The organism is Micromonospora siamensis, assembly GCF_900090305.1.
In the GTDB taxonomy this organism is placed as follows: Bacteria; Actinomycetota; Actinomycetes; order Mycobacteriales; family Micromonosporaceae; genus Micromonospora; species Micromonospora siamensis.
Genome location: NZ_LT607751.1, coordinates 3,511,453 through 3,522,305 on the forward strand (window position 1 = coordinate 3,511,453; position 10,853 = coordinate 3,522,305).

The 10,853-nt window shown below is 75.3% G+C and carries 15 protein-coding genes; 11 read left to right on the forward strand and 4 right to left on the reverse strand.

Features of this window, described 5'->3' with window-relative positions; genetic code table 11:
• Positions 1–2: 2 nt before the first annotated feature.
• Both GA0074704_RS16135 and GA0074704_RS16140 read right to left on the reverse strand, forming a co-directional pair.
• Positions 3–971, reverse strand: coding sequence for a DUF3500 domain-containing protein (locus GA0074704_RS16135; RefSeq protein WP_172880587.1), 969 nt, complete (start codon positions 969–971; stop codon positions 3–5).
• Between the two features lie 53 nt (positions 972–1,024).
• Entirely contained in the window at positions 1,025–1,417 is a 393-nt protein-coding gene (locus tag GA0074704_RS16140; protein ID WP_088971271.1) for an ankyrin repeat domain-containing protein, read from the reverse strand.
• 94 nt (positions 1,418–1,511) lie between these two features.
• On the opposite strand from GA0074704_RS16140, the gene GA0074704_RS16145 reads away from it, so the two are divergent.
• The 9 genes from GA0074704_RS16145 to GA0074704_RS16190 all read left to right on the forward strand — a co-directional run bounded on the left by GA0074704_RS16145 (position 1,512) and on the right by GA0074704_RS16190 (position 7,406).
• Positions 1,512–1,889 carry a cupin domain-containing protein gene (locus GA0074704_RS16145; RefSeq protein ID WP_088971272.1) on the forward strand — a complete coding sequence of 126 codons (378 nt, stop codon included), beginning with the start codon at positions 1,512–1,514 and terminating at the stop codon, positions 1,887–1,889.
• A 115-nt stretch (positions 1,890–2,004) separates the two neighbouring features.
• On the forward strand, positions 2,005–2,448 hold the full coding sequence (locus GA0074704_RS16150) for a cysteine dioxygenase (RefSeq protein WP_088971273.1): 444 nt from the start codon (positions 2,005–2,007) through the stop codon (positions 2,446–2,448).
• A gap of 57 nt (positions 2,449–2,505) precedes the next feature.
• Positions 2,506–2,997 (forward strand): rhodanese-like domain-containing protein, encoded by a 492-nt coding sequence (locus tag GA0074704_RS16155; protein ID WP_088971274.1) that lies wholly within the window; start codon positions 2,506–2,508, stop codon positions 2,995–2,997.
• 129 nt (positions 2,998–3,126) lie between these two features.
• Positions 3,127–3,702, forward strand: a complete 576-nt coding sequence (locus GA0074704_RS16160; protein WP_408632010.1) for a winged helix-turn-helix domain-containing protein — start codon at positions 3,127–3,129, stop codon at positions 3,700–3,702.
• Positions 3,703–3,927: 225 nt separating this feature from the next.
• The gene (locus GA0074704_RS16165; protein WP_088971276.1) at positions 3,928–4,536 is read left to right on the forward strand and encodes a winged helix-turn-helix domain-containing protein; all 609 of its coding nucleotides are present in this window, start codon (positions 3,928–3,930) and stop codon (positions 4,534–4,536) included.
• A 23-nt stretch (positions 4,537–4,559) separates the two neighbouring features.
• The gene (locus GA0074704_RS16170; protein WP_088971277.1) at positions 4,560–5,186 is read left to right on the forward strand and encodes a nucleoside/nucleotide kinase family protein; all 627 of its coding nucleotides are present in this window, start codon (positions 4,560–4,562) and stop codon (positions 5,184–5,186) included.
• 172 nt (positions 5,187–5,358) lie between these two features.
• The gene (locus GA0074704_RS16175) at positions 5,359–5,757 is read left to right on the forward strand and encodes a TraR/DksA family transcriptional regulator (protein WP_088971278.1); all 399 of its coding nucleotides are present in this window, start codon (positions 5,359–5,361) and stop codon (positions 5,755–5,757) included.
• 45 nt (positions 5,758–5,802) lie between these two features.
• Entirely contained in the window at positions 5,803–6,675 is an 873-nt protein-coding gene (locus tag GA0074704_RS16180) for a DUF72 domain-containing protein (protein ID WP_088971279.1), read from the forward strand.
• 302 nt (positions 6,676–6,977) lie between these two features.
• On the forward strand, positions 6,978–7,406 hold the full coding sequence (locus GA0074704_RS16190; RefSeq protein WP_088971281.1) for a DUF2267 domain-containing protein: 429 nt from the start codon (positions 6,978–6,980) through the stop codon (positions 7,404–7,406).
• 54 nt (positions 7,407–7,460) lie between these two features.
• Here GA0074704_RS16190 and GA0074704_RS16195 read toward each other — a convergent pair whose 3' ends face one another.
• Both GA0074704_RS16195 and GA0074704_RS16200 read right to left on the reverse strand, forming a co-directional pair.
• Positions 7,461–8,219, reverse strand: coding sequence for a DUF72 domain-containing protein (locus GA0074704_RS16195; protein WP_088971282.1), 759 nt, complete (start codon positions 8,217–8,219; stop codon positions 7,461–7,463).
• A 10-nt stretch (positions 8,220–8,229) separates the two neighbouring features.
• Positions 8,230–8,979, reverse strand: a complete 750-nt coding sequence (locus GA0074704_RS16200; RefSeq protein ID WP_088971283.1) for a PIG-L deacetylase family protein — start codon at positions 8,977–8,979, stop codon at positions 8,230–8,232.
• A 246-nt stretch (positions 8,980–9,225) separates the two neighbouring features.
• On the opposite strand from GA0074704_RS16200, the gene GA0074704_RS16205 reads away from it, so the two are divergent.
• Both GA0074704_RS16205 and GA0074704_RS16210 read left to right on the forward strand, forming a co-directional pair.
• Positions 9,226–9,531, forward strand: coding sequence for a hypothetical protein (locus GA0074704_RS16205; protein WP_088971284.1), 306 nt, complete (start codon positions 9,226–9,228; stop codon positions 9,529–9,531).
• Between the two features lie 3 nt (positions 9,532–9,534).
• Entirely contained in the window at positions 9,535–10,824 is a 1,290-nt protein-coding gene (locus GA0074704_RS16210) for a cupin domain-containing protein (protein ID WP_088971285.1), read from the forward strand.
• Positions 10,825–10,853: the final 29 nt, after the last annotated feature.

The following is a 10,853-nucleotide window of genomic DNA, read 5'->3' on the forward strand; positions in this document are numbered from 1 at the left end:
GGTCACCGGGGCGGGCCGGCCGCCCCGTGCGCGTCGGCGTGGTGGTCCGCCAGCACGTCGGCGCCGAAGTCGCTGGCCGGGCGGCGCAGCACGGTGTGCGCGTGGTTGCCGTCGTCGGTGGTGTTGTCGTACTCGATCAGCAGGTCGTCGCCCTGCACCCGGTAGTAGTGCCGCTGCCCCGGCCGGGTCGGTCCGGCCCAGGCGAAGTGCAGCTCGCCCCCGTCGAGCCGGGCGGCCTCCCGGGCGGCCAGCTCCGGCGGCAGCCGGTCGAGATAGAGCGCGACGAGCTGGTCGAGCAGCGCCCGGCCGCCGGGGCCCAGCCGGCCGCGCGGCATCCCCAGTGGCTCCAGCCGGCCCGGCGCCCGCGGCCGGGTGGCGCTGATGATGTCGCCGGGCGCCTCGTCGGCCACGATCGCCGCCGTTCGTCCGGCCGGCCCCATCGCCTCCAGCAGCTCGCGGGCGAGGTCCTCCTCGACCCCGAGCGGGCGGGAGACCGGGCGCCCGGCGTGCCGCACGGTGGCCGGGTTGGCGCCCAGGAAGAGGGGGGCGGGGGAGACCTGGTCGTCCACCACCGTCATGGTGACCGACAGGTGGTGGCCCTCGACCCGCCAGGACCACCGGTCGTCGCGGGCCGGGTCGCCGAAGACTGCCACCCAGTAGTCGCCGCTGTGCCGGCCGCGGCGCCACCCCTCCGCCCGGTCCAGCACCTCCTCCAGCGCGACGATCGCCATCGCCTGGGCGTACGCGGCGGGGCTCAGCGCGGTGGCGAGCAGCCGGTGGGCGGCCTTGCGGCCGGCGACGTCGAGTTCGGCGAGGCACGCGCCGGGCCGCGCCCGGGGCCGGTACTCCAGCCAGCGCCGTGCGCCGTCGTCGTCGAACGGGTACGTCGCGCGGTGGCGCGCCGGTTCGTCGAGCGCCGTCAGCAGCGCCACCGCGGCCGCGCGCATCTGCTCGGGCAGGGGATCCTCCACCGCCCCTGTATACCGTCCGTCACGTCCGGGCGCGCGCCGCCCGACGACGCGGCTCAGTCCCGCCCGAGGGCGGTGAGCATCTGCGGCAGGTCGAAGAAGCGGGCGGTCTCGGCCGCCGACGGGTTGCCGTGGTCCGGGTCGGCCCCGGCGTCGAGCAGTGCCCGGACCGCCTCGGCGTTCTGCCGGAACACCGCCGCGGCGAGCGCCGTCTGGCCCCGGTCGTTGGCCCGGGTGTGGTCGGCGCCCCGGGCGAGCAGCGCCGCGACGGTCCGCGGGTGGGCGTGGTAGGCCGCCAGGATCAGCAGCGTGTCGCCCTTGGCGTTGGTGAGGTTGACCGGCAGGCCGGCGTCGACGTTCGCGGCGAGTTCGTCGGTCGCCCCGGACCGGGCGAGGTCGAACATCCGGTGGGCGAACGCGATCGTCTCGGCGTCCAGGTCGTCGGTCATCGCCCCAGGTTAGTGCCGCCCGCACGGGGTGCGCCTGGTAGCTTGCCGAGCCGGCGGAGCCGGTCGAGCCGGCAGAGCCGGCGGAGGGGGTGGGATGAACGAGGCGGTGTACGTCGGCAAGGCGGGCGTCGACGGGGCCACGAACGCGGGGTGGCTGCTCGGCCACTTCATGCCGGCCGGGGACCCCCGGCACAGCGCCGAGGTCGAGGTGAAGTGGGGCGTGCACCCGCCGGGCGAGGCCCGGTCCCGGTGGGCCACCGGCGAGCTGCGGACGGCCCTGCTGGTGCTGGTCAGCGGAGCGTTCCGGGTGGAGTTGCCGGACCGGACGGTGGTGCTGCGCGAGCCGGGGGACTACCTGGTGTGGGGGCGCGGCGTGGACCACTCCTGGTACGCCGAGCGGGAGTCGGTGGTGCTGACGGTGCGCTGGCCGTCGGTGCCGGGCTACCGGGTCGAACCGCCGGTACGCCGCTGACCGAGGCGAAAGCAGGCGACACCGCGTCCCAGCATCCGGTATTACCTACTAACTCTATAGGTTTTACCTACTAAGCTGGTGGGCGAAACCGCCCCTCATCCCCGAGGACGCCGCCATGACCCGCACTGACCCGCTCGCCATCGCCGGCCGGTACGCCGACCCCGCCGGCTGGTCCGTCCCGCTGAGCTTCGACCCGGCGCACCGCTGGTACGCCCGGCTGGCCGTCGGCCCGGAGCACGAGGTGTGGGCCCTGAGCTGGCTGCCCGGCCAGGGCACCGACCTGCACGACCACGGCGGCTCGGCCGGTGGCTTCCTGGTGGTCGCCGGTGGACTCACCGAGGAGACGGTCAGCGGCGGCCGGCTGCGCCCGCACCACCTCGGCACCGGCGCCGGCCGCCGGTTCGGCGCCCGCCACGTGCACCGGGTGACCAACCACGGCGACCAGCCCGCCGTCAGCGTGCACGTCTACACCCCGGCGCTGCGCCGGATGACCCGCTACCGGCTCGACGCCGGCCGGCTGCTGGTCGCCGACGTCGCGGAGGCGGGCGTCGCCTGGTGACCCCGCCCGCCGCCCGCGCCACCCGCCCACCCCCGGCCGCCCAGGAAGGACCCCGCGATGATCCACAGCCCGCTCCGCGCCGACAGCTGTCCCGTGCCACCACCCGGGTCACGGGGGATCGACGAGATCCTCGCCGACGCCCGGTCCCGGCTGCGCCGGCTCGACCCCGAGACGGCCCACCTGGCGTACCGGGCCGGCGCGCTGCTGGTGGACATCCGTCCGGGCGGCCAACGTGCCGCGCACGGCACCGTCCCCGGCGCCCTGGTCATCGAACGCAACGTGCTGGAGTGGCGGCTCGACCCCCGCTGCCCGGCCCGGCTGCCGGTCGCCGTCGGCTACGACCTCGCGGTGGTCGTGCTCTGCCAGGAGGGCTACACGTCCTCGCTGGCCGCCGCCGCCCTCCAGGATCTCGGGCTGCACCGGGCCACCGACGTGGTCGGTGGCTTCGCCGCCTGGCGGATCGCCGGCCTGCCCGCGCTCGGCCCCACCTCGCCGTACCGCCCCTCGTCCGTCGCGCCGCCGGTGACCGCCGGCCGGGCGCCGCACTGACCGCCACCGCCACGAACCGGTGGCGGCGCCACCGCCCAGGAGGCCCGCATGTCCGTCGTCGCCATCTCCCCCCGCCCGCACCCGTACGGCCGCGTCACGGTCGCGTCCCGGGCCCGTGCCACCCCGACCCTGACCATCACCCTCGACCTGTCCGGCGCCGCCCTCACGCCCGGGCTGTCCCGCCTGCTCGACCTGATCGGCGAGCTGGCCGCCTCCGGCGAGGGCGTGCTGCGTCACGAGGTGACGCCGCCCCGGCCCGGCGGCGGGCGCCGCCCCGCCGACGTCAGCCCCGCCGCCCCGCCGCTCTCCGCGGCCGTGCCGGCCGGCCCGGTGCGGCAGTCGGCACCCCGGCCGACCGGTTCCACCCGCGAGCCGGCATCCCAGCCGACCGGTTCCACCCACGAGCCGGTCCGCATCCTGGCCGGCACCCGGGTGGTCCGCCAGGGCGAGCGGGTGATCCCGCTGACCCGGATGGAGTTCGACCTGCTGCGCTTCCTCGCCGAGCACCCGCACCGGGTCTTCACCCGGCTGCAACTGCTGACCGGCGTCTGGGGGCACGCGCACGGCGTGGCCCGCACCGTGGACGTCCACGTGCGCCGGCTACGGGCCAAGCTCGGTCCGGGGAACCCGCTGGTCACCACGGTGTACGGCGTCGGCTACCGGCTCACCGACCCGGCCGGGGTGGTGATCGAGCGGGACCGCTGACCGGCCCGCCCGGAACCGCTCGGGTACCCCCGTAACGGGGCATCCGGGCGGTTCTGCTGTAATCATCAGGCTCGTACGCAGAGCGAGCGGACGGCTCCGATGCGTTCGTCAATTGTCACATTCATGCAACGCAGCCGCCCCTTGACCCTCGTCGAGGCGCCGGGAAGCATCGATGCAGCGGCGTCCCGGGCCGTGGGGAGACACCCGGACCAGCCAAGGAGGACCATGTCGGTCAGCCCCGCCTCGTCGCGCGCCGGATGGCATACGTCCCAACCCGCTGTTCCCGGTCGTCCCCCCGGCGGTCAACGGCGTCCCGCCAGCACCCCGGCCCCGGTGCTCACCGTGACCCTGTCCATCCCGCTGGCCGGTGAGGAGTCCCTCACCCCGCCGGCCCGCCGGCTGCTGGAGGCCGCCCGCGAGCTGCTGGAGCGCGGCGAGGGCACCGTCTCCACCAACGCCGTGCCGGCCGAACGCCGCCCCGAGACGCTGCCCGCCGGGCGTACGCCGGGCCGCCCGCTCGCCGCCATCATCCCCACCCTGCACATCCTCGCCTCCTCCCGGTCGGTGCTGCGCGACGGCGAACCACTGCCGCTGACCCGGCTGGAGTTCGACCTGCTGCTGCACCTGGTCGCCCACCCCCGCCGGGTCTTCACCCGGTTACAACTGCTCACCGCGGTCTGGGGCTACGAGCACGCCGGCGTGCGGACCGTCGACGTGCACGTCCGCCGGCTGCGCGGCAAGGTCGGCGTCGACGTCCCGCTGGTCACCACCGTCTACGGCGTGGGCTACCGGCTCGCCGACGACGCCCGGGTCACCATCGACCGCACCGGCTGAGCCCGGCGGGGCACCATGGTCCGATGCGCATCCGCCCCATCTCGCCGGACCTGCTCGTCGCCGAGCTGACCGACCGGCTCGCCGCCGCCACCCCACCCGGCCGGCTGCGGGTGGCCGTCGACGGCCCGCCGGCGGCCGGACCGGACCGGCTCGCCGCCGCCCTGGTCGACCCGCTGCGCGCCCTGGGCCGCCCGGCGCTGCACGTACGCACCGACGACTTCCTGCGGCCCGCCTCCGTCCGGCTGGAACACGGCCGCACCAACCCGGACACCTACTACGAGGGCTGGTACGACGAGGCCGGGCTGCGCCGCGAGGTGCTCGACCCGGCCGGCCCGGACGGCGCCGGACGGCTGCTCCCGTCGCTCTGGGACGCCACCACCGACCGGGCCAGCCGGGCCGGCTACGTGGAGCTGCCGGCCGGGGGAGTGGTGCTGGTCAGCGGGGCGTTCCTGCTCGGCGGAGGGCTGCCCTTCGACGTCACCGTGCACCTGGCGCTCTCCCCGGCAGCGCTGGCCCGGCGTACCGGTGAGGACCTGCGGTGGACGCTGCCGGCGTTCGCCCGGTACGCCGACGAGGTGGCCCCGGCCTCCTTCGCCGACGTGGTGGTCCGCGCCGACGACCCCCGCCGTCCGGCCCTGGTCGAGCCCTGAGCCGACGAACCGGACCCCCGGTCGCAGACCGGGGCGGAAAATTCGCGGTTTGATCCTCGCCGGCCACGGGTATCCGCACGGCTCACAGAGCGCGGGTGATCACCTGCACCGCGCCGACGACGGACCGGACCCGCGGCGCGAGCCCCGGGTCGACCAGGAAAGGCAGGCAGCGATGCTCGTCCACGACACGGTGGCCACCGGCCGCTCCCAGGCGGAGACCGACCAGATCCGGCTCTCGCTCCGGTCGCGCTACGACGAGCTGTCCGCCGAGTACGAGCAGGCGGTCATGCAGAGCCAGGTGCTGCGGCTGGTGGAGGTCGGCGACACCGCCGGCGACGACCAGGCCGACAGCGGCACCAAGACGGCCGAGCGGGACACCGCGCAGTCCCTGCTGCGCACCATCCTCGACCGGCGGGCCCAGTTCGAGCACGCCCTGACCCGCCTCGACGAGGGCACCTACGGCTTCTGCGAGGGCTGCTCCGCGCCGATCCCGGTCGAGCGGCTGGAGATCTTCCCGTCGGCGACCGCCTGCGTCACCTGCAAGCAGAACCGGGAACGTCGGGCCGCCTGAGCCGCAGCGGTTGCCGGTCGGGCCGCACCGCGGTGGACTCCACCCATGGGTGAGACAAAGGTGGGCACCGCCTCGTGGACCGACCGGACCTTGCTGGACTCCGGCTGGTATCCGCAGACGGCGGACACCCCGGAGAAGCGCCTGGCGTACTACGCCCGGCAGTTCCCGCTGGTCGAGGTGGACGCCACCTACTACTCGCCGCCCGCCGAGCGGACGGCGCGGCTGTGGGTGGACCGCACCCCGCCAGGGTTCACCTTCAACGTCAAGGCGTTCAGCCTGCTCACCGGTCATCCGACCCGGGTCTCGGCGCTCTACAAGGACCTCCGGCCGGACACCGACAAGAAGAACGTCTACCCCGACGACCTGCCCGCGCAGGCGTACGAGGAGGTGTGGACCCGGTTCCTGTCCGCCCTGGACCCGCTGGTCGAGGCGGGGAAGCTGGGCGCGTTGCTGTTCCAGTTCCCACCCTGGTGGGGCATCCGCCGCGACCACAAGGACTACCTGGTCGAGGTGGCGAAGCGGTGCGCCCCGCTGCGCCCGGTCTTCGAGTTCCGGCACGCGTCCTGGTTCGACGGGGACAACCAGGAGGAGACGCTGTCCTTCCTGCGCCGGCACGAGCTGCCGTTCGTCTGCGTGGACATGCCGCAGGGGCACCGGTCCTCGGTGCCGCCGGTGCTGGCCGCCACCGCCGACCTGGCGATGGTCCGCTTCCACGGGCACAGCGACAAGTGGACCAGCAAGGACATCCACGAGAAGTTCGGCTACCGCTACTCCGACCGGGAGCTGCGGGACTGGGCGCCGAAACTGCGCGAGCTGGCCGACTCCGCCGAGCGGACCCACGTACTCATGAACAATTGTTACCGCGACTACGCCCAGACGAACGCCACCACCCTGGCCGGCCTGCTGGATGCCGGCTGACCGGCCGGTTCACCCCCGACGGGTGAGGCCGGGTCACCCCACCGCCGCGCAGCATGGACGGTGTGTGCGGTCGGGTCGCCGGACCCGGCCGGAGAGGGTACGGAGGTGGCATCAGATGGCGGTTCGAGTGGTGGCGGACCCGCGACGGGGCGCCGTGCTGCACGTCGTCGGCTCCGGCGGTGACCCCCGACGGCCGGCGCGACCCAACCGGGTGCATCCGACCCGGTTGTGGCGGGGCCCGTCGGGTCCGCCGCGGCGCACCGACGACCGACGCTGGGAAACCGACGCACGGGGGTGGGCAGATGGCTGAGCAGTTGCATTCCGCGTTCGAATCCTCGCTGGACAAGACCAACCTGATCCTCAAGGACATCGAACAGGCCTACGGCTGGCCGAAGGAGCAGCGCAACCAGTCCTACGCGGCCCTGCGTACCGTGCTGCACCTGCTGCGCGACCGGATGCCGGTGCAGGAGAGCGCGGAGTTCGCCGCGCAGCTGCCGGTGCTGGTCCGGGGCATCTACTTCGACGGCTGGCAGCCGGAGAACGTGCCGATCAAGCTCAACCGCGACGACTTCCTGTACGAGGTCCGCCAGGGCTTCCCGTACGACGTGCAGGGCGGTCCGCAGCGGGTGGTGCAGGTGGTGCTGGACACCCTGCGCCGGCACGTCACCCAGGGCGAGTGGGACGACGTGATGGCGACCATGCCCGCCGACGTGGCCCGGATGACGGCCTGACGCCGTCCGGGGCGATCCGGCCCGCTCCCGCGACCGGGGGCGGGCCCTCGCGCGTCACCGGCCCGGCGTGCGGGTGACCCGGTGCCCGGCGCGGCCGGCCAGGCCGGCGAAGGCGACCGCGTTGACGATCGCCGCGCCGCCCGGGTCGTTGTTGAAGTAGACGTACGCGGGCCGCGCGTCGTCGAACGCCTCCCCGAGACGGCGGACCCAGCTGGCCAGCGCGGTGCGGCCGTAGCGCGGCCACGGCCGGGCCCGCCCCTCGTGCAGCCGCAGGTAGCCGAAGTCGGTGGTACGCCACAGTGGCGTCACCGGCCGGCCGAGCCGGTCCGCCCAGACCAGCGCGGCGCGGCGGCGCTCCAGGACACGGCGCAGGTCGTCGGTCCACCAGGAGGGGTGCCGCGGCTCCACCGCGACCCGCACGTCGGCGGGGAAGAGCCGCAGGGTGGCGTCCAGGGCGTCGGGGTCGGCCCGCAGGTTCGGTGGCAGCTGCACCAGCACGGGACCGAGCCGGTCGCCGAGGGCGGTGGCCCGGCCGAGGAACCTCGCCACCGGCTCCTCGGGGTCACGCAGTCGCTTCACGTGGGTCAGGTAGCGGCTCATCTTCACCGCCACGCAGAAGTCGTCCGGGGTCCGGTCCCGCCAGGCGGCGAAGGTGCCCCGCTCGGGCAGGCGGTAGAACGCGTTGTTCACCTCCACGGTGGCGAACTCGCCCGCGAAGTGCTCCAGCCAGAGCCGCTGCGGCAGCTTCGCCGGATAGAACCGGTCCCGCCAGTCCCGGTACTGCCAGCCCGAGGTGCCCACCAGCATCACCATCGCGTACGCCTCAGGACAGGTCGAGGCGGAACACCTCGAACGCCGCGCCGTACCGGACGCCGAGACGGGTGCCGGCCGGCCGGCTGATGCCTTCGAGGAACTCCTCGGCGTCGAACGCGCCGTCACCCAGCCCGCTCAGGTACGCCCCGTGCGCGCGCAGCGAGGCCAGCCCCCGGTCGAAGGTGGCGGTGACGTCCACCCCGTGCCGCGAGTCGGGGGAGGCGGCCGCCCACACCTGGCGTACGCCGTTCCACGGCTGCCCGCCGCCGGTGAGCTGCTCGGGGAAGACCCACCGGTTGCCGGCGTCGCGGACCGCGTCCAGGGTGGCCCGTCCGGTGGCGATGTGGTCGGCCTGGTTCAGCGCGTACGCGCCGTCCCAGGTGTCCCGGAAGTTGTTGGTCAGCACGATCTCCGGGCGGTGCCGGCGTACCGCGTCGGCGATCCGGCGGCGCAGCGCGACGCCGTACTCCAGCACCCCGTCGGGCAGGCCGAGGAACTCCACCTCGGTGACCCCGACCAGGCCGGCGGCGACCCGCTGCTCCTCCTCGCGGACCACCCGGGTCCGCTCCGGCGGCATCCCGTCGATGCCGGCCTCGCCGCTGGTCACCAGGCAGTAGACGATCTCCTTGCCCTGGCCGGTCCAGCGCGCCACGGCCGCCGCCGCGCCGAACTCGAGGTCGTCGGGGTGGGCCACCACGGCCAGCCCGCGGGTCCAGTCCTCCGGCAGCGGATCCAGCGGCGCGCCCTGCGGTTCCGTCATTGCCGACCTCCCTGCCGTCGCGGGTCGCCGTCCATCCTGTCACCGGGCCCGGCCGGCCGCCGGCTCGCCGGCTCCGGCCTCGGCCTTCGGCGCAGGTCCCGGGCCCGGTGGCCGGCCGCGGCGAACCGGGCTCGCCGCCGGGCCCGGGGCTCTACCGTGTGGTTAGAGAAGATCGCGCGTGGGGTACCACCCGCTGCACCACCGAACCCCGGCACACGGCGGGGCGGCACATCCGAGGGAGCACCCATGGCACTGAACGACGACGACATCCAGACCAGCACCGGCGGCGGCCTCGAGGGTCCGGCGGACGGTGGCGCGAGCGCGGGTCACCAGGACGGTGGCGCCGACGGTGGTGCCGAGGGTCCGGCCGACGGTGGCGCGACCCCGGGCCAGCAGGACGGTGGCGCCGACGGTGGTGCCGAGGGTCCGGCCGACGGTGGCGCGACCCCGGGCCAGCAGGACGGCGGCGCCGACGGTGGTGCCGAGGGTCCGGCCGACGGTGGCGCGACCCCGGGCCGGCAGGACGGCGGCGCCGACGGCAGCGCTGCCTGAGCCGTGACGTACCTCGACCCGCCGGGCGGCCACGACCGCCCGGCGGTCCCGTCTTCCGCCACCCGGGCCCTCGCCCGGTGCATCGCCGTCGAGCCGGCCAAGTTCGCCGCCGCCCACTGGGGCCGGGCGCCGCTGCTGTCCCGCGCCGCCGAGCTGCCCAACCCGGCGGGCTTCACCGACCTGCTCAGCCCCGACGACGCCGACGAGCTGCTCAGCCGCCGCGGCCTGCGTACCCCGTTCCTGCGGGTCGCCAAGAACGGCGAGCTGGTGCCGGCGGCGCGCTGGACCGGCGGCGGCGGTGCCGGCGCCGAGATCGGCGACCAGGTCCTCGACGAGAAGATCCTCGCCCAGTACGCCGACGGCGCGACCCTGGTGTTGCAGGGGCTGCACCGGATCTGGCCGGCACTTGTCGACTTCACCCGTGACCTGGGCACCGCGCTGGCCCAGCCGTTGCAGGTCAACGCCTACCTCACCCCGGCCGGCAGCCAGGGCTTCGCCACCCACTACGACACCCACGACGTCTTCGTGCTCCAGGTGGACGGCCGCAAGCACTGGCGGATCCACCCGCCGGTGCTGACCGACCCGCTGGAGAAGCAGCCCTGGGGCGGACGGGCCGACGAGGTCTCCGCCACCGCCGCCGGGCCGGCCGCCCTGGACGTGGTCCTGGAACCGGGCGACGCCCTCTACCTGCCCCGGGGCTGGCTGCACAGCGCCCAGGCGCAGGAGTCCAGTTCGCTGCACCTGACCGTGGGCATCCGGGCGCTGACCCGGTACGCCCTGGTGGAGGAGCTGCTCGCCCTCGCCGCCGAGGATCCGCGGCTGCGGGCCGGGCTGCCGTTCGGCACCGACGTGGCCGACCCCGACGCCGTCGAGCCCGAGCTGACCGAGACGGTCGAGGCGCTGCGCGACTGGCTGTCGAGGGCCGATCCGGCGGCGGTGGCCGCCCGGTTGCGCGGGCGGGTCTGGCCGGCGGCCCGACCGGCCCCGATCCGTCCGCTCGCCCAGGCCGCGGCGCTGGCCGCCCTGGACGCCGACACCGAGATCGCCCCGCGCGCCGGTCTGCGCTGGCAGCTCACCGGCACCGGCGACGGGAAGGTGACGCTGCGCCTGTTCGACCGCGTCCTGACCCTGCCCGCACAGTGCGAACCGGCCCTGCGGGCGGTGCTCACCGCCGACCGGATCCGGGTGGGCGACCTGCCCGGGCTCGACGACGACGCCGACCGCCGCACCCTGGCCCGGCGCCTGCTCGGGGAGGCCGTCGCCACCCCCGCCCCGGCCTCCCCGGCCGGCTAGCGGGCCGGCCGGGTTCGTCGGAACCCACC